This is a genomic window from Nannocystis sp. (assembly GCF_016714285.1).
Taxonomy (GTDB): Bacteria; Myxococcota_A; Polyangia; order Nannocystales; family Nannocystaceae; genus Nannocystis.
Genome location: NZ_JADJNN010000016.1, coordinates 20,342 through 38,063, shown reverse-complemented (window position 1 = coordinate 38,063; position 17,722 = coordinate 20,342). Strand labels below are relative to the sequence as shown.

Sequence of the window (17,722 nt, the reverse complement as noted above, 5' to 3'; positions counted from 1 at the left end):
TACATCGTCGAGGACATCATCGACCAACCTTTCGTGCGGTGTGGGCGGGAAGGATGCGCTGGCCGGAGGTCCGCAGGGTGCGGGCCTCGTGCCAGGCAAGGAGCTTCGCGTCGTTCGGCGCAAGGGCGCCATCGTCGGCGCGTACGAACGCGGGCGGATCGACCACGACAGCGGTCGGCTTGTGCTTCCAGGAATCTGCGCCACGGCGGGCGATGGCGGTGTGCCGCGAGACCTCGAGGTTCGGCTTGTCGGCGTCCTTGGCGGGCCAAAGGCCACCGATCGACTCAAACAAATTCTCGTCGACGACGGAGCGAAACTTCTCCACGGGGGCGGCCCAGGCGTTGCCGAAGACGACGCCGGCAGTCATGGGCTCGAAGGACGGAGCGGACAGCTTCTCCGCGTCGGAGAGGTCGAGGAAGGCGGCGGGCGCGAACAGCTCTTCGAGCGGGGTCTGGATGGCCGGGGCACGGCCGGCGACCTCGAGGACCTCGACGTCGAACGGCCCCGGCTCGGCGGGCTCGAGCGGCCCCATCTGCTCGAGGGTGACGCGGAGGGGGGCGACACGCTGGCGAAAGCCGAGGCGGGCGTCGGGGGCAACGAGGATGGGCCCGGCGTCGTTGGCCGGGAGGTCGCGCAGGCGCAGCGAGGCGAAACCGCCGGGCTCGGCGCTCCAGTTGGCGGGCTCCTTGAGGGCAGCGCGGAGCGAGCGGCGACCGGGGCGCGCTCGCTGGATGCGGCGATCTTGTCGCCGAAGGTCTCGTCGAAGTGGAAGCTCTTGTCAAAGCCGGCGATCGTGAAGGTGGCCTCGCCCTGGGCGCGCCACGGCCCGGGCCCGTCGAGGACGAGGGCGACGCGCACGGCCAGCAGGTCCCAGTCGCCCCAAGAGACCGAGAAGTAAGCGCCCATGCCGGCGGTGAAGTGGAACGGCTTGTAGACGATCAGCGCGTCGAAGTAGGCGCCGCCGGCGACCTTGAACGGCCCGACGCGGGCCGAGACGTCGATCGCGGCGCCGAATTGCAGCGTGTTCGACGTCAGCGCGAAGTACGAGCCGAGAGTGACGAGGATGTTCTCCTGCTTGCCGAGGCGTAGGCTCATGCCCATGCGCGCGAGCTTGCCGACGTCCGCCGGGGGGACGAACGCCGGGTGGAATCCACCGACGCTGAGAAGAAAGCCCGGGCGGTCCTTGAAGCGGGCGCGGAATGCCATCGCGCCGGTCAGCTCGAGGCCGAACAGCGAAGAGTCGTGGATCTGGGCGTCGAGGCCGACGGTGCCGGCGCCGAAATTGATCGAGCCGGCGACGTCCATGTTGAGGATCAGGACCGGCTTCTCGGGCGTTGGCAGGGCGCAGCGGACGCGGCCGAGCAGGGCGATGATCAGCGGCCTGGGCAGGGAGACGAACACGCCGATCATCGCCTCGACGAGCGGCGGGGTGCCCCAGCCGATCTTGATCATCGGCCCGAACACGAACGAGCCCTTTGCGATCGGGAACATTGCCTCGACGGTGGCGAAGATCCGGGGCGCCTCGGCGACGACGTCGGTCGGGAACAGGACGCTGTCGAGGTTGCCGCCGCGGACCGCGTCGCGCATCGCTAGCTCGTCGAGCCGGCGGTTCACGGCGAACAGCCCCCCGACGCCCGACAGCACAAACCCGAAGCCGAGCTGGATCGGCGGATTGAAGGTCGCGGTCAGCGCGAAGAACAGCGACCACCCATGGGCCTCGCCGGGCAGCTTGGTGTTGAGGATGCCGAGCGCGGTCAGGCCGAACGACGGCGTGACCAGCTCGAGCACGCCGGCGTAGCGCCCGGCCTCGACGTCGAGCTCGAGGAACCCGCCGCCCTTGACCGTGTCGCTGTCGATCGCGAAGCCGATGCCCTTCGGCGCCTTGAAGCCGAGCTTGGCACGCATCGGGGTCGCCGCGTCCGGATCGGCAGCGCCGACGTCGAGGCGTACGCCAATGTCCTCGACGGTGGCCGAGAACGGGCCGACATCGGCGCTGAGGGCCACCGCGACGTCGGTGCGCAGCACAGCGTCATGGACCCCGAGGCCGAGCCGCGCGGTGTGCAGGACCAACGGGCCGAGCCGTCGCTCCATCACCCACACAAATCGAGAACCCGCCGCTCATCTGCAGGTTCATCCCGGTACGCGACGACCACGTTACCCCGACCCCGAACTCCGCCGATAGCTGGACGTTGGCGAACAGCTCCGCGAGGAAGCCGTCCGCGCCCGTGGTGTCGAGGCGGAACCCGAGACCGCCCTGCTTGCCGCCGTCCGGTGTGCCGAACCGCAGGATAACCTCTGGATCGTTGCCGTGGGTCTTCAGCTGCGCGCCGAGCATCCACCCGGTCAACCACAGCGCAGGCTTGTCGGCGGTCCCGAGGAACACCCACGGTTTGTCCGGCGCGCCGTCCAACGTGGCCCCCAGGCTCAACGTCGGCAGCGTTTGCGCGAAGCTCAGCCCGGTCGGCGCGATGCGCAGCTGCAGCGCGCCTGAGGCGTCGATCGCCCAGCCGAGCTGCAGCGTCCAGCCGCGCCCGAGCGGCACGTCGGCTATCATGCTGGCCTCGCCGTAGTTGGCGGCGATCAGCGCGCCGCCCGGCTCGGCGAACAACGACAGACCGACGTCGATGAATGCCTCGCCGTCGGCGCTAGTTCCGGTATAAAACGGCACGACCAGCTCGCGGGTCGCCACGACGACATCCTCGACCTCACCGGGTTCGGGCTCGGGCACCTCGATGCCGTAGTGTTCGGCGAGGAAAGCCGGTCGCAGCGGAGGGAACCGCACGCGCACGCCTAGGGCCATCAAGACCTGCAGCAGCACCTCGATGATAGTGGGGTCGATGCGGGCATCGCGGATCCAGGCGGTGCGCACCAGCGCCAGTGGGTCGTCGACCAGACCGCCGATGCCGGCGAGGTTGAGTAGGTAGCGGCGGTGGGGGAGCCGTTGCTCGTCCGCGTAACGCGGATCGCCGGGGTCCTCGGCGGCGGCGTCGACGACGATCAACCCGACCAGGCGCAGCGACGCGAACACGGCCGGGTGCTGGGTCTCGAGGAACCGCAGCACTAGATGCTGAGCGAGCTGTGCGGCCAGATCGCGGTAGAAGGCCGGATTGGCGAGCACACCCGCCCCGCCGCCCCCGTGCGCGAGCGCGCGTATTGCAGTGAACAGATCGATCGCGGCCTCGACGGCGGCCTCGATCGTCTTCGGGTCGGCCTTGCCGGTCTTGGCCACGGTGCGGGCGGCCGTCAACACGGTCATCGTGGTCTCAGCGGCGGCCCCAAGGGCGCCCAGCGGCGACGCTGCGATGGCCGCCGCGTCGAGGTCGGCGTCCCAGCCGAGCGCGCGCAGGAAGGCGCGCAGGCGCGCCGGATCCTTGATCGCCGCCGGCAGAGGCGCCAGGATGTCCCGAAGGACAGAGACTAGCTTTTCGAGGGCGGCGAGCATGGATATCTCCGATGTGTGGATTACAGCCCCGACCAGTCCGGGTAGAAGCTCTCGTGAGCGTGCGCGAGGGTCTCGTTGTCGCGGACCTCGTCGATCGATGTCTTGAGTTGATCGTAGGATTCGCTCGCGGCGACGATGTTGGCCTCCAGCACCGCGTCCTCGGCGTCACTCCAGTTTGCAGGCGACCCGGCCGGCAGACCGCGGGTGATCAGCCGAGATTCGGGGTTTTGCAGGTCCGCCGGTCGATTAACGTGCCAGCGCAGAATCATGGCGACGAGTCGCTCCGAGGTGAAGATCTGCGCGAATGTCACGTCTTGGTCTGGCCAGCGGAGGGCGAGAATGTTGCGTATCCGCAGGCGTCCCATCTCCCACATGACCCGCCGCAGCGGCTCATTGGTGCGACAGGCCATTTGCAGCCGATAGAACCAGCACCACCCGCGAAACCACTGCTTCTCATCGGCGCTCTTGGTGGTACTCACGACGTCCCACAGACCGTCGGCCCGGCGCATCTCCAGCTCACAGTTGTAAGTGCCGAGCGCCTCGTCGAACATCAGGGGGTCTCCCCATTGCCGGGTCGGTCGCAGGCCGAATCGTCCCATGACCGATTCGAACGCTGTGGGGTCGCGCGCGCGCAGCAGGGCGAGCAGAGCGCCGAGTTCGCCCTTGCCCTTCCCGCCGCCGAGGATCCAATGGAACAATCCGAGCGAGATGACCCCGTAGTCGTAGGCATTGAGGGCATCGAACTGATTTATCATCTCCACGCCGCCGACCGCCGCGAGGACGCGATAAGTCGACCATGTCGGGTCGGTCACGCGTGCGGCCGCCGGAACTTGTGCCATCCGCGGACCGACCAAGGTCTCCGGCGTGAGCGCTACTTCCGCCCACAAGTCACCACTGTCCACGTCAGCCTTTATTGTCGCGGGGCCTCCAGTATAGCTGGAGCTCCAGTGACCGACAAAAAGGGCAGCTCGTGGGCGACGCTTACGCTGTACTGACCGCTGCAGTCCCAGGCCCACACGCGTCCAGCCTTGACCTCGTCCCAGCGCCACAGGTTGACCAGCGTCACGCGTCCGCGCCGCACCGCGTAGAGCACCACCGGGTGGCGCCAGTCCGCGGCGACCCACTGGCGCAGCGCGACGGCCACCTCGGGCTCGAGCGTCCCGAGGATCGGCCCAGCCAGACGGCTCAGCACCGGGATCTCCACCTGTTCGAGCGTATCCTCTGGGAGGATGGCAGCGCCGGCGTCGGCGCGCCGGCGCGCCGCGTGGGTGAAGCGCGCAGCGATCTCGTACTCTCGCAGCGCCATCTCGGTCAATACGTCGAACTCACCGTTGGGCGGGCCGGCGAGGCGGATCCCGACTGCCTGCAGGTCGATCTGCAATTGGCGAACGAACCCATACTGGCCCGCGGCAGGCCGGATCGTTGGCGCCGGCGATCTGGCCGCCCCAGCGCGACTGGCGATCGCTGTCGCCGCGCCGCAGCACGTAATCTCCGTAGGATTGACCGGCCCGCGCAGGATCGACTGGGCGGCGGCGATCGCCGACAGCCCGTCTAGCGCGCCCAGCTCATGGGCCCACAGCAATATGTGGGTCCAGCTCACGATGTCGCCGAACTCGGGCCGCATCTCGCCAATGCCGCCCGGTGAGCCGTCGATACCACCGATATCCTGGGTCAGTGCGGCCCACCGCGCGGTCGGGCTGTCCATCGAAACGAGGGTGCCGAGGCGCTCGCCCGCCGTCAGCAGTGGGGCCGCGACCTCTTGCAGCAAGAAAGTGGCCGGGTCGTCCATGAACTGGGCGAACACGTCGGTCGCCAGCTGGTAGCCGTCGCCGGCGCGCGGGAAGTCACGCAAGGTCGCCGGTTGCGCCGGATCTCCGCATCGCCAGCCCGCGGGGTCGAGCAGCGCCAGCAGTCCGCAGCCCGGCTTCGTCAGCGCCTCGCCGTCGCCCAGCGCCGCGATGCAGTCGCCGAGGAGCGTGCTGATCAGCGCAACGGTCTTGTCGCAGATATCGGTGAAGCCGCTGACCCAGCCGTGCGTCTGGGTCACGGGCAAGGTGAGCCACCCGTCGGTCGTCGGTGAGAAGTCGATACCAACGCCGATGTCCGCGAACTTCGCTAGCTGCCGGCGGAGATCCACCATACACCCATCGAGCCACAGCTCGCCCGGCAGGCGCTCCTGACGCGGCTGGACCCACAGGCCGAAGCGCCCGCGCGGCGCGTTGTCCGGCAGCGCTGGCCAGCTGTGCTCGACCCCGCGCGACAGCGTCAATGCGGGCAGGTGCAGGACCATCGCGTCCGCGTTCTGGTGGGTCACGTTGGTCCTGGCGACCGCGAAGGCCGCGGACTCGATCATGTATCCGGCGAGCTCGAGCAGCACGACTAGGCCGTCGATCGACAACAGCGTGCCCTCGACCTGCGCGCGCGAGCTCAACGAGCCGCCCCAGCTGCCGGTCGCGCCGGTTAGCGCCGCGCCGCGCAGGTGCCGGGCGATCAGCGGAGAGGCGGACTGGAATATCGTCATGCGCGGAGGGTCACTTTCCGCCGGCCCGCAGAGGGGTGGGATCGGGCAGCATGCTCGAATCGATCAGAGTGTATGGAATGTCGTCTTTATTGATGGCACGGTCGACGATATCCATAAAGGCTGTCCACGCCGCAGCACCGTTACCGCCGTAGAACACCTGACACCCCCTGGAGGTCTTGCCGACATGATCACTCGCGGACCCCGCGTGGATCTTGACATCCGAGACGTCCCCATCGACCTCCATGGTCGTAGACTTGCCGTTTCGCGCCGCGCCGGGCGGTGCATACCACCACCAGACTTTGTAAGGCACGACCGCGGGATATGCGATCTTGGAGCTGCCCTTGTGCTTGCCAAGGCGATAGCGCCACTGTCCGTTCTCGACATGAGATACGTTCTTATACTCCTCGGTCGGCTCGAATATGCCGGGGTCGACCGTCGCGCGCCAGCCCTGGCAGTGCTTGCGGCCGCCCTCTCGCCAGACCACGCAGATCATATCGTCGTATGAGTCGACCTTCGGGGGAAACGGCCGCCAATCTGCCATGGATCGGATCCCTACGATATTGATCGCTCCTTCGGCCTCGTCAAATTCGATCGGTGGCACGGCGCACATCATCTTACCAGCGAGCACCTTCTTGGCCTTGAAGGCGTCCACGACCAGCGGCGGGATGTGCTCGAGGACCAGCGCACGAAAATAGTCGTAGCGCCGCTCCTCGTCGTCCGGCGTGGTCCGCAGCTCGGCGGTTAGGGCGTCCTGGCCGCGGAACGCGTCGAGGACCGACAGCGCGTGCAGTAGGAACAGCGCCATCGTCAGCGGGAGGCTGCTGAGTTCGGCCGCCAGGCCGTTGAACGTCGGCGGGGTCGTGATGTCCGCCGCTTGAAACGTCGCGTAGTGCTGCTCGACAGTCTCCTTGAGGTCGGCGAAGAAATTGTCGTCGTCGGGCCGCAGCTCCGCCCATCGCTGCCCCAGCGTCGGAGCGCTCGCGGGGGCGGTCTCCGCGAGCAGGAGCGCCGCGCGTCCACCGGGCTCGGCGCACAGGTCGTGCACCAACCTGGCGAGGTCCACCAGCGGGCCGCTCCGATCGTCGACCACGCGCATGCTGCTCCACGGCACGGCGACTGGCCACCACTCGTCAGGGTCGAGGATGGTCATCAACCCGCATGATGGCGGCGCGTCCCCGGGTTTGACCTCCGATTGCCACGCTATCAAGGCGCCGTGCAACTGTTCGTGCAGCGCCGCCAGCCTGGCCGCCAGCGGCTCGAGCATCGCGGCGGCGTCCTTCATGTCGCCGACATCGATCACGAGCCACCCGGGACGGGTAGTATCAAACGTGATCTTGATACCAGCAGCCGCGGGCAGGCGGCTGGCCTGACAGGACAATCCGAGGGCGTCGGCCTGCGTCCATGGATATTGCGGCACGACCCACAGCGCGACGGCCGCCCGCTTCGCGGGGGCATCCCAGCCGCGCGGCGAGCCGCGCAGGGCCGACCCGCTGCGCATGTCAACGCTGCCGATCTCCGCGCGGGTGGCCTCGCTGGTCGCCAGGTCGATCTCCTCGACGAAATAGCCGGCCATCAATAATTGCAGGACCAGCGGATCGAGCAGCCGGACGACCTCGCGCAGCGTGCCCTCTAGTGGCTGGCCACGCGCCGGGCGGACCGGAGTGACGCAGCCGAGCCGCTCCAACGCGTCGATCACGGCGAACAGCCGAATCTCCGTCATCCATGCCTCGTGCGCCGCATGTCGACACCCATGATCCTTCTCCTACATCCAACTGCCGCGCGCGTCAAGCGCATGACCTGACGTGGAGAGGGGCGGATCTCGTTGCTACTTGGGGGCGGGTTCGAGCACAATTAAAAGCTGTCACCGAAGGTTTCTAAACAGAATAACGCCGTTTAGAGGGCAGATATTGGTGATGTGGTGTGCGTGCAGGTTGCCAACCATGCAAGCGAGCGGCGAGGAGTGAAACCCCTGAGATCAAAACCCGGGGGCGAAGGCAATTTCTCTGATCGCTCCTGTGGTCGGGGTGCGGAAGCAGGATCGATCTCGGTATACGTGTCAAACGGCGATTCGGACCGCCTACACCGCCTCAGGAACGGTTTTCAGGCGGACGGGCCTATTTTCCCGTGGCTTCTCCTGGTTTGCCGCGCCCGCGTGATCGTCGTCGGTCGTGGCCCCGCGCCCGCGGGCGACCCGGGCCATGGCCTGGTCCAGGTTGGCAGCGTCCGTGTGCAGGTACCTCTCGGTCGTGGCGATGTTCGCGTGGCCCAGGAGCGCCTGGACATCCCTCAGCGAGGCGCCGTTGTTCAGCGCCTGCGTGGCGAAGGTGTGGCGCAGGATGTGGACCCCGCGCTTGAGCCCGAGCTCGTCCTGCAGCTCGCGGAGCCACGCGCGCAGCGGCTGCGAGCTGCGGATCGGCTCGCCCCGCTGGGACACGATCACCACCTCGCCCTCCACGGTGGGCAGGAACTCGAGCAGGGCCTTGCGCAGGCGTGGCGTCAGCGGGGACGCGCCGGCTCCGGTTGCCCTTGGTTGGGGTGATCTTGCCGTTGTAGGAGCTCCTCGAGATGACGATCGCCCCGGTCGGGCCGTCGTCGAACCGGATGTCCCCCTTGTGCAGGGCGATGATCTCGCCGTGCCGCATCCCGGCGTCGTCGCCCAGCAGGACGACCGTGTACACCTTGAGGTCCACCTCGCGCGCTGCGGCGAGGAACTTCTCGTCGTCGGCCTGCTTGTAGTGCGGCTTCTCGAGCTTGGGCTCCTTGAGCCGCTTAATCGGGGGCATCGTCGAAATGATCCTCCACTCCATCGCCGAGCGGAGTATCGCCTTGAGGCGGGCCAGCACCTTATTGATCGTCGAGGCCGCGAGGCGGTCGGCGCGGGCGGCCTTGAGCCGCTGCACGGACACGACATCGATCTGATCGAGCCGGAGGTCGCCGAGGAGCGGGAGGAGGTGCGCGTCGAGGTCCTGCCGATAGTTGGCGGCGGTGGAATCTCGCAGGCGATTGGCGACGACGTACTGCTCCATCCAGCGCTCCGCGAACCTGGAGAACGTGGGGATCTCCGGCTTCTCGGGCCCCGGCGACTTTTCCTGCTTCTCGGTCCGCCTGGTCCTTGGTCCGTTGGCGAGGAAGCCGAGGGCCTTCTCGCGGGCCCACCGCTCGCTCGCGGAACGCGAGGGCATCGGCGACTTCCATCGCCGGCGAACCTCTTGGCCCTGAATCAGCAGGGTGACATCCGCCTCCCAGGTGTTCGGCTTATAGCGATATGGACGAAGCAGGATCTTCGTGATCATGGCGCGTGCTCCGATGCACGCGCCCATCCATCGCTCCCCGGGAACTGGACCACTCGATCGCGGTCGTGCCCACGGCTCGGCCCAGCCTCGGTGACAACCCTTCCCATGATCCTCCCCCTCCCCGTCTGCTCGACCCACCTGCTCAACGACCGCGACCAGAGCACATCATAGGCCGCCCATCGCTCCCCGGTCACTGCCCACCCTCACGCCGCGCGAGGTCAGCCTCGCTTTGCACGCAAGTGGTGAATGGTCAGGGTGTCCCCATCAGCGGTGGTTTGAGTGATCGTCTCATGGATCACGCCCGTGATGCCTCTGGCCCGCAGACGCGCGTCGATCTCATTGCGGAAGTCCGGGACACTCGGCTGCGCGGCGGCAGGGGGACGCCGGGCGCGCTTGCGTGGTTGCGGCGCGGGAAGGACCGCATCACCGCGTGCGACCTTCGCCATGAACTCGCGCCGCTCCTCGCGGCCGCGGACCCGGCCGAGGAGTAGGTACGCGGTCCATGCCTCCAGCCGCTTCAGGTGGTCGGGATCGCGGCTCTTGAGGACGCGGCGCTCCGCCGCCTGGGCCGCGTCGATCTTCATCCGTGCGTCCATCCGATTCCACGCGGGGAGAAAGGCTCCCACGCTGCGGCGCTCAGCCTCCGACAAGACAACGTCCGCCGGCAGCTCGGCCAGTTCGACATCCCGCGGTGACAGGAGGTCGCTCTCGTGGATGCCGAGGGCCTGGTAGTATCGTTCGTATTCTGCGGGTGAGAGTTTCATGATCTTGCTTCTGAGTGCCCCGTTTGGGGCGTCGGGGTGGGTTGTCGCTTCATGCTGGACGTACTGCCGCGCAACTCAGCTCAGCATCGATGGCTCCCGCTTGTCGGCCACGTGCTCCATGCCCTCCTGCAGCTTGATCGCCATCAGCGAGCAGATCACGTTCTCCGTCTCCGAAGCGCCCGGGCGGCAACCCACCCAGAACCCCGTGTGGCGCTCGCTGACCGTGACCACGACGATCGAGACTCCCTCCTGGGCCATGCGGGTCTCGAACTCTTCGACGATCTATTCGATACTTGCGGTGTTCATGCGCTTCTCCGTCCTTCGTGATGTGACTATTTCTTGCGAGCGTACAGGCCGACACCCACGCCCACCAACAACCCAATGCCGCCAGCGACCGCGGCGCAGACCAGCGCCCGGTTCTGGTCGGCGATACCCATTCTGTGCAGCTCGGCGCGGGCCTGGCGGAGCTGGTCGCTCAGGGTCCGCGTCTCGGCGCGGGCGAGCTCGAGGGCCTGCTCGGTGGTCAGGTTCGCCATGACTCACCGCCGCCTCTCCGGCCAGAACGCGGCCGCGAGCGCGAGCCCGAGGGCGCCGCTCACGAGGAGCTTCTCCTCGAGGCTGACCCGCTCCATGTCGATGCTCTGGCCGCCGGCGGCTGAGCTCACCGTCCCGCGCCAGCGGGCGCCCGGGTAGAGGCGGGCGGTCAGCGTCCACGGCTGTACCGTGACGACAAACACGTTCTCGGGGCTGCCGGCGATCCGCGAGACCTCGCGCAGCGCCGCGTCGAGCTCGGCGACGTACTCGAAGACGCACGAGACGAAGACGACGGCCGAGTCGTCGGCGACATCGGGGATCGGCCCCTTCGTGATGTCGGCCACGACGGTGACCGGGCACTTGGGGCAGCCGTTGAGATCGACGCACACGTCGCCGCAGCCGTAGGCACGCATGAGGCGGGTGTGCATGCCGGCGTCGGGATCGCCGATCACGATCAGACGCCGGCCGAGAGCCGACGCCCGCTCCATCGCCAGTTCGAACGCGGCCGTGCGCTCGCGGAAGCGGATGAGCGCGGCGCTGCCTTCGACGAGGCCGACGTAACCGAGGACGAGACGAGCTGCGAGCTTGGGCAACGACATGGACGTTCTCCTTGGAGTGTTCGACGTGGCGCTGACCACCAGGTAGAGCGCCAGGGTCCGGCTTGGAATGATCAGTGGACCGGGTTGCTGCGCGCGTGTTCGCGGGTGCCGGGGTGCACGGGGCTCGCCGGGCGGAGCTCGAGCAGGTGCGTTCGCCCCGTGGCGACCGCGAGCCGCACGAAGGTGCTGACCCTGCTGCGTTCGGGCCGCTCGGCGAAGTGCAGCAGGGTGGCCTCACCGAGGCGGGCTGCGGGCGCGAGGAGGACGTCAGGGTTCAAGCTGTGGGCGAGCTCCTGCGGCGTGGTCTGGCCGTGGACCAGCTCGAGCCCCACGTCGCGCAGCGACGCGAACCAGCGATCGACCGTCTTGTATGCCATCGCCGATACGGCGCTGGCGATCTCGGGCGCTGCCTGGAACGGCTGGTTACTGAGCTCGGCCCGCGCCTGCTCGATCAGCGTGTCGAAGATCCGCGTGAACGGCGAGGGCGGCTCGGTCATTGCGAGCACCTCGCCAGCCGTCAGCGCCTTCAAGGTCCGGAGCTGGAGCGTCTGGGGGAGCGGCTCGCCCACCGCGATGTACGCCCTGCGCAGGACGTCCAGGAGCGACGTCCGCAGCGCCCTGGCGCCGGAGCTGTCAGCGAGATCGGGCACATCCCACACGATGTCGCCCTGCTCGATCGCGCGGGCGAGGGCCCGACTATACGGCATGGGCAGGGCGAGCTCGACCTCATCGACGAGAGAGGCGGGCACGATCGGCGTGCGCCCCATGTTGCCGAGCCAGATCAGGTGGCCACGCAGGCGATCAGAAACGTCTGCGGCGTTCATGTTCGACAGTCGGCTGCAGATCGGAATCACCCAGACATCGGGCGAGAGCGGCGGCTCCACATTCGGCTGCACGTCCAGCACGATCAGCTCCGCGTCAGTGTGCCCACTTTGCAGGTCGATATCGATGCACTGGATCTGCGCCTTCGCCAGCCAGGCGGGGAAGTCCTGCCTGGAGTCGATCGACGCGCCGACGACGTGGATCCCTCGCTCCTTGGCGAGCGCACAGGTGTGTACGGCGAGGGTCGTGTTGCCCATGCCGCCGCTGAAATTGTGAAACGCGATGATCATCGGATTCCTCCCTTTGCGCCGCGTGGGCGCATCTCCTGTTGTTCACGTATGTTGAGATCTTGCAGGTCAGCGCCTCGTCACCAGGACGGTCGCTGTCAGGCCGATGACAGCGATCCCGGCGGCCGCGTACGGCGCCCACTTGAGCAGCGTGGCGATGCCTTTCACCGCATCGTTGGCGCCCGACGCGATATCCCCGGCGGTCGACTGGGCGCCCAGGTAAAACTGGGCCAGCGGGTTGTCGCGCAGGAAGTCGACGTCCCAGGTGCGGATGGCGTCGGCCCAGCCGAATTTTGTCTTCTCCCACTCGGTGTCGTCCGAGGGGTCGTCGTAGATGCCGCCGTCGTGCGTGCTGCCCTGGTTGTCGATCAGGATGAGCACACCGGGCGGCTGGCCCTCGTAGGGGAGCACGATGAGCCACGGCTCCCGGAACCACGTCGCGGACCGGGACCGCATGGTGTCGACGTACTGATTTCGTGCGTCACCCGTCGCGGCCTTGAAGGCGTCGGCGACGAGGGAGCGCGCCAGGTCGATGAGCGGCTCGCGGTCGGCGGGCGCGATGAACTGCAGCGCCTGGAGGCGCGTGCGCAGGTCGCGATGCGGGTTGTCGAGGGCGCTCTCGAGGGCGAGCTGGATGACCGGCGGCTTGCCGTCGTCGCTGCGCAGGTGCCACTTCGGATGCAGCGCCGACAGGAGGCCCTCCTTGCGGATCGCGTCGCCCCAGCGAAGCTCCTTGTCCGCGTTCGTCCTGGCGATCCCGTCCGCGGTCGCCGAGCTGAGGACGGCGGTCAAGATCAGCAGTGCCTCCCACTTGCGCTCGTCGAGCTCGGCGGGCGCGAGCGTGGAGAGCTCGTAGATCTTCTTGGCCAGGACGGCGATGTCCCTGTTGTCAGGCATGCGCCGCCCTGGCCCGCTGTGCCTCGCGTTCCTGCTGGACGCGGGCCCGCATCGACGCCAAATCCTCCTCGAGCGCGGCGATACGTGCGAACTGCTGCTCGTCGGCGGCCCGCGCCTCCGCGGCGTATTCGTCGACGAGCCCGAGGGCTTGGTCGACCTCCTCGACCGTCACGGTGAGGGCCACGGCAGCTTGCGTGACGCCCTCAACGACCGCAGCGGGCTCCGGCTGCACCGCGTCGACCACCTTGAGTGGTACGGCGGATTGCAGGCGGGGCTCCTTGGCGGCCTCCTGCAGCTGGTCGAGCTCGGCGCGCAACGTTGCAAGCTCCGCCGCGAGCGCGTCGATGCGTCGATTCATGATTTCCATCTGGGCCCGCCGCTCCTCGCTCAGCTCTTCAAGCCGGCGCTGAACCCTGGCCACGATCCACGGCGTGGCCGCCTTGACCGGCGGCGTTGCAGCCGGGGGCTGGGACGCCGCGGCGGGGGTCCCTGGCGGCCTCCCGGGCCTCCCGGGTGAAGTCCGGGCGGAACAGCGGCAGACCGGCGGCGGACGACGGCGCAGGAGCCTTCGCCGCCTCGCGGGCCTCGCGGGTGAACTCCGACCGGAACGCGACGAGGTTCGGAGCCGCGACCACCTCGGACGCAACGGGGCTCGGCGTCGAAGACGTCGATGCAGGCGGCGGCGTCACGATCGGCGGCTTCGTCGGCGCCGGCTCCACGCCGTAGGTGCGGACGAAGGCCCGAAGCAGATCGGCGGGATCGGGCGTGTTGACGACCATCGCGGCCGCCTTCCTGGCCTCGTCCCCGCCGCCCATGAGCCGCGTGAGCGCCTCCTCGAGCCCGGGGATGTTGAGGCCCGACTGCTTCATCACCTCGTCGAGCGTCGACGGCTGCCCCGCCTCGTCGGCGAGGCGCTTCTTCATGCATTTGTTCGCCTCGACGAGGCTGTTGGCGATCAAGCTGATCACCGACAGCGCGGTCTTCATCGTCGGGCTCAGGACTGGTTTTAATAGTGCTCCATCAAAGATGACTTCCATGACCTCCTCCTCTCCTTCCCTCGCTCCGAGGCCCGTGCGCGCTGGCGGCCGAATTCCTGCGCGCGCGCCCCTCGGCGCCGTTGTCTACTCCCTCGTCGCCACGACGACGATCGTCGTGGCCCCGAGGATCACCGCCGCGCTGGTGAGCCACGGGGCCCAGCGTCGCAGCGTCGAACCTTCCTCCGCGGTCGGGGGCGCCGCGGCCTGACTGCGCGCCACGGCCCCGAACTGCTCCCGCCACACGTGCACCCATTGCGACCACATCCCGTCGTCGAGCGCGTGCGCCGGCGCGAGTGGGCCGAGCACCGTCCAGGTCGGGAGCGGGTAGCTGTGGTCGATGAGTCGCACCACCGCCTCGCTGTGATCCATGAGGTGCTCACCGGACTGCCCCCAGCTCTGCCCGCCCGCCAGGAACTCCGCGAGCGCTGGCACCGTGGCCCGGGTCAGCAGCTCCGACATCCACGAGCGGGTCTCGCCGCGGATCGAGATCCCGGCGGCCCTGCGCGCAACGTCGACGCCGAAGCCGCGGGCCTGCGCCTCGGCGAGCGTGTCGGCGTGGTGGACCCGCAGCATCTGCCAGATCGTCCGGCGATGCTGGCGGTAGCCCGCGGTCGCCGTGGGGTCCTGCTGGCTCGGGTCGTATAGCGTCGTCACGGTTCACCGCCCGTCCGCAGCATCCGCATGCCGATGACCTGATCTTTGGCGACGACGCAGTAGGTCCCCGGGGTGGTCAGCCACACGGGCTCGCCGCGCCGCGGCGTGAGGTGCAGGCCGACCTGCGCGCCCTGCCGCTGGCGCGTCACCGTGGCGGTGCCCTTCAGGACGATCACCACGGCCATGCCGCCCTCCTCGATCGTCTCGAGGAAGGTCTCGCCGCGCATGAGCACCAGGGCGCCGAACTGGTGTCGGCGGCCCGCAATCAGGTTGAGCATCGAGAATTGCATCTTCACTCCCTCCCCTCGCGCAGGCCGAGCAGGTAGCCGAGCCCCACACCCGCCAGCGCGCACAAGATCCCCGAGGTCACTGCGGTCGTCACCACGGCGCGGCGCAGCTCCTCCTCGGAGCACAGCGCGCCCTCGACGACCTCGACACGCGGCTGCTCGACACGAGGCTTCTCGTCGCGCACCACCGCCGCCACAATCCGCTCTGCCGTGCTCGCCATGGTCACCACCACCGCTTTCGATATGTGTCCACCATCTCGGTCCACGACCGGGCCGATGGACTCACCGGGAGCCCGAGCGCCGCGACCTCGTCGCGCCGGATCGGCCACTCGTGCGGCGTGTTCTCCCCCATGAACACCGACACGGCGTTCCACAAGGCCTCTTCATCGACGCCGGGCAGGCGCGCCGCGAGCGTGTCGCGCATGTAGCGGGTGATCGCGCCCTCGTACTCCTGCGCCATCGCCTGCATCGGGTCCGTGGGATTTTCGGGCAGGTGCTTCGCCCTCAGGCCGTTCACGATCGGGTCGACCGCCGAGAGCGCGGCGCTGCGGCCCATCTGGAGCTGCCGGGCGTTGAGCGCGATCAGGGTGCCGCCCGAGGTCGCCATGTACGGCACAATCGCCGTCGACTGCGGGAACTCCCGCAACGCGTTGGCGATGAGCACGCACGAGGTCACGCAGCCGCCGAGCGTGTGCAGCACCACCGTCACCGCGTCGCCGGGGACGTGCTCCATCGCCTCCAGCACGTCCTCGGCGACACGCAGGTCGATCACCGGTGTGATGATCGGGATGATGCCGGAGGCCAGCGCACGCGGCCCGGGCCGGCGGCTCTTTAAGAAGTAGCTGGCGCCGACCAGGGCGGAGCCGGCCACGAGCGCCGAGACGATTGCGGTTCGATTCATGGCCAGTACTCCCAGTGCCAGAGTGAGCCTCAGTGAACGTCGCCCCGTGCCGGCTGCGGCGCGGCGACCCTCGGCAGCATCAGCAGCGTGTGGATGAGGTGCTGATCGAGCACCGCCTGGTGCACGCGGTACTTGCCGATCTCCTCGAGGATGCGCTGTTCGGACGCGCCGTCCTGCAGCACCAGCGCCATGGTCGCAGCGAGGTTATTGCGCGCTCGTTCGGCGTCCGCGGCGAGCGTGTCGATGATCGAGGATTCGCTCTTCGCCGCCTCGATCGCGTCGAGGAGCTTGTCCAGCTCGCTCGTCAGCCCTTTCATCATACGCCGGACGCTCGCCCTCTCCTCCGCGGGCGCGAGCCCCTCGAGCGCCAGGCTGACCATGTTCACTCCTGCCTCAATCATCTTCCTGTCCATCGCTCCCCCTCCCGCGGGCCGCGCCCGCTACTCCGATCGACTCCGCACCGCCAGCGCCACGCCCACCGCGACGCCGGCCACAGCCATCCCGCCCATCACCAGCCAGCCGAGCCGGCCGACTGCACTCACCGCATCCGTTCCGCCGCCGCCGACGGCTCCGCCCTCGTCGGCGCCGCATCCGTCCGCGGAGCAGCCCTGCCGCTCGGCGAGCGCCCGCTGGACCGCGTCCTCGGTCTCCGGGCCCCACTTGCCGTCGACGCCGACGCCGAGGGCCTGCTGCGCAGCGCGCAGCGCCTCCGTGGAGGCCGCGGTCCAGGGCCCGGCGACGTCGCCGGTGAAGTAGCCGAGGGCCTTGAGGGCCTCGTGGCGCTGCCGCGCCTGCAGCAGCGACCCCTTCTCGCCCACCATGCGCTCGACGTAGTTGGCCGGGTTCAGCAGCCCGTCCGGCGGCGGCTCCGACTTCCACCATACCGAGTTGGCGGTGCGCTGCTCGGCCTCGTAGGTCTCGAGGTGGATCATGCCGTACGAGCCGAGCACGCGGCCGAGCTTCTCGCCCTTGCGCACCTGCTGGCCCGTCGTGATCCCGTACTCCTTGTGCGAGCCCTGCTTGAAGCCGCCGAGCACGAGGAAGAGGCCGGTGTTCGTGCGCAGGAACGCAGCCTTGGCCCCCTCGCTCCACCCGCGATCGATGCCGACGACGAGCGCGTCCTCGGGCGCGATGATCAGCGCGCCATCCGGGGCCCCCGTCAGATCGATGCCCGCATGCCAGCGCTCGCACTTGTCGGCGGCGCAGCCGTAGGGGCGCCCGCCGCCGAGGCTCCACGTGGCGAACTTCGGCGTGACCGTGGGCAGCGGCCACACGGGCTTGGGGTAGCCCTGCGCCATTGCCAGCTTCTCCCCCCATGCGCCATCTGGCAGTCCCCCTCGTGCTTGGTTCGCGCATCTCTCGGTCATGGCCTGGCCTCCACTTCGCCGCCGTTGATGGCGGCCTTGTCCTCGGGACTCACCGGCAGGTTCGGGGGCGTGACGTTGATGTCGATCTGCCCCTCGGCGCAGCTCCTGGCGATCTCGGCCGCGGCAGTGCTGATCCGCCGCATGGCCTCCTGCAGCCGGCGCACGGCGTCGACGGTGCGGCCCTCGAGGAGCTGGCGCCGCGCAGTGTCGTGGTACGCCTTCGCCTGCGTGAACGCGGCGGCGGCCCGCGCCTTGACGTTGCCCTGGCACAGCGGGGCGTCCAGCATCACCGCCGCCCAGTAGAGCAGCGTCCGCAC

General features: G+C 68.6%; 21 protein-coding genes and 1 pseudogene. All 22 read right to left on the bottom strand.

Annotated elements, in window-relative coordinates; genetic code table 11:
- Positions 1 to 16 precede the first annotated feature (16 nt).
- The gene (locus IPJ59_RS25035; protein WP_293273610.1) at positions 17 to 367 is read right to left on the bottom strand and encodes a hypothetical protein; all 351 of its coding nucleotides are present in this window, start codon (positions 365 to 367) and stop codon (positions 17 to 19) included.
- On the bottom strand, positions 364 to 2,070 hold the full coding sequence (locus IPJ59_RS25030) for a DUF6603 domain-containing protein (RefSeq protein WP_293273609.1): 1,707 nt from the start codon (positions 2,068 to 2,070) through the stop codon (positions 364 to 366). The genes IPJ59_RS25035 and IPJ59_RS25030 overlap by 4 nt, the downstream gene beginning before the upstream one ends.
- Positions 2,030 to 3,442 (bottom strand): hypothetical protein, encoded by a 1,413-nt coding sequence (locus tag IPJ59_RS25025; RefSeq protein WP_293273608.1) that lies wholly within the window; start codon positions 3,440 to 3,442, stop codon positions 2,030 to 2,032. The genes IPJ59_RS25030 and IPJ59_RS25025 overlap by 41 nt, the downstream gene beginning before the upstream one ends.
- A gap of 20 nt (positions 3,443 to 3,462) precedes the next feature.
- On the bottom strand, positions 3,463 to 4,344 hold the full coding sequence (locus tag IPJ59_RS25020) for a hypothetical protein (RefSeq protein ID WP_293273607.1): 882 nt from the start codon (positions 4,342 to 4,344) through the stop codon (positions 3,463 to 3,465).
- Between the two features lie 8 nt (positions 4,345 to 4,352).
- Complete coding sequence (locus IPJ59_RS25015) at positions 4,353 to 5,963, bottom strand: hypothetical protein (protein WP_293273606.1); 1,611 nt, start codon at positions 5,961 to 5,963, stop codon at positions 4,353 to 4,355.
- A gap of 10 nt (positions 5,964 to 5,973) precedes the next feature.
- The gene (locus IPJ59_RS25010) at positions 5,974 to 7,683 is read right to left on the bottom strand and encodes a hypothetical protein (RefSeq protein WP_293273605.1); all 1,710 of its coding nucleotides are present in this window, start codon (positions 7,681 to 7,683) and stop codon (positions 5,974 to 5,976) included.
- A gap of 357 nt (positions 7,684 to 8,040) precedes the next feature.
- Positions 8,041 to 8,418 carry a tyrosine-type recombinase/integrase gene (locus tag IPJ59_RS25005; protein ID WP_293273604.1) on the bottom strand — a complete coding sequence of 126 codons (378 nt, stop codon included), beginning with the start codon at positions 8,416 to 8,418 and terminating at the stop codon, positions 8,041 to 8,043.
- A 409-nt stretch (positions 8,419 to 8,827) separates the two neighbouring features.
- Positions 8,828 to 8,989, bottom strand: a pseudogene (locus IPJ59_RS38090) (tyrosine-type recombinase/integrase); the annotation flags it as partial.
- Between the two features lie 485 nt (positions 8,990 to 9,474).
- Positions 9,475 to 10,020, bottom strand: a complete 546-nt coding sequence (locus IPJ59_RS24995; protein ID WP_293273602.1) for a hypothetical protein — start codon at positions 10,018 to 10,020, stop codon at positions 9,475 to 9,477.
- A 75-nt stretch (positions 10,021 to 10,095) separates the two neighbouring features.
- Positions 10,096 to 10,278: a hypothetical protein gene (locus IPJ59_RS24990; protein WP_293273601.1), complete on the bottom strand. Its 183-nt coding sequence runs from the start codon at positions 10,276 to 10,278 to the stop codon at positions 10,096 to 10,098.
- A 74-nt stretch (positions 10,279 to 10,352) separates the two neighbouring features.
- Positions 10,353 to 10,556 carry a hypothetical protein gene (locus IPJ59_RS24985; protein ID WP_293273600.1) on the bottom strand — a complete coding sequence of 68 codons (204 nt, stop codon included), beginning with the start codon at positions 10,554 to 10,556 and terminating at the stop codon, positions 10,353 to 10,355.
- Between the two features lie 3 nt (positions 10,557 to 10,559).
- Positions 10,560 to 11,153, bottom strand: coding sequence for a class I SAM-dependent methyltransferase (locus IPJ59_RS24980; RefSeq protein ID WP_293273599.1), 594 nt, complete (start codon positions 11,151 to 11,153; stop codon positions 10,560 to 10,562).
- Between the two features lie 71 nt (positions 11,154 to 11,224).
- A complete protein-coding gene (locus tag IPJ59_RS24975) occupies positions 11,225 to 12,265 on the bottom strand; it encodes a P-loop NTPase family protein (protein ID WP_293273598.1) in 1,041 nt (346 codons plus the stop codon).
- A gap of 66 nt (positions 12,266 to 12,331) precedes the next feature.
- On the bottom strand, positions 12,332 to 13,159 hold the full coding sequence (locus tag IPJ59_RS24970) for a hypothetical protein (protein ID WP_293273597.1): 828 nt from the start codon (positions 13,157 to 13,159) through the stop codon (positions 12,332 to 12,334).
- Entirely contained in the window at positions 13,152 to 13,580 is a 429-nt protein-coding gene (locus IPJ59_RS24965; RefSeq protein WP_293273596.1) for a hypothetical protein, read from the bottom strand. The genes IPJ59_RS24970 and IPJ59_RS24965 overlap by 8 nt, the downstream gene beginning before the upstream one ends.
- Complete coding sequence (locus tag IPJ59_RS24960; protein ID WP_293273595.1) at positions 13,555 to 14,196, bottom strand: hypothetical protein; 642 nt, start codon at positions 14,194 to 14,196, stop codon at positions 13,555 to 13,557. The genes IPJ59_RS24965 and IPJ59_RS24960 overlap by 26 nt, the downstream gene beginning before the upstream one ends.
- Positions 14,197 to 14,280: 84 nt before the next feature.
- Entirely contained in the window at positions 14,281 to 14,850 is a 570-nt protein-coding gene (locus tag IPJ59_RS24955) for a hypothetical protein (protein WP_293273594.1), read from the bottom strand.
- A complete protein-coding gene (locus IPJ59_RS24950; RefSeq protein ID WP_293273593.1) occupies positions 14,847 to 15,128 on the bottom strand; it encodes a hypothetical protein in 282 nt (93 codons plus the stop codon). Before IPJ59_RS24950 ends, IPJ59_RS24955 begins: the two co-directional genes overlap by 4 nt.
- A gap of 14 nt (positions 15,129 to 15,142) precedes the next feature.
- A complete protein-coding gene (locus IPJ59_RS24945; protein ID WP_293273592.1) occupies positions 15,143 to 15,358 on the bottom strand; it encodes a hypothetical protein in 216 nt (71 codons plus the stop codon).
- 2 nt (positions 15,359 to 15,360) lie between these two features.
- Positions 15,361 to 16,038: an SDH family Clp fold serine proteinase gene (locus IPJ59_RS24940; RefSeq protein WP_293273591.1), complete on the bottom strand. Its 678-nt coding sequence runs from the start codon at positions 16,036 to 16,038 to the stop codon at positions 15,361 to 15,363.
- Between the two features lie 29 nt (positions 16,039 to 16,067).
- A complete protein-coding gene (locus tag IPJ59_RS24935) occupies positions 16,068 to 16,451 on the bottom strand; it encodes a hypothetical protein (RefSeq protein ID WP_293273590.1) in 384 nt (127 codons plus the stop codon).
- Positions 16,452 to 16,478: 27 nt separating this feature from the next.
- Entirely contained in the window at positions 16,479 to 17,312 is an 834-nt protein-coding gene (locus tag IPJ59_RS24930; RefSeq protein ID WP_293273589.1) for a peptidoglycan-binding protein, read from the bottom strand.
- Positions 17,313 to 17,722 lie beyond the last annotated feature (410 nt).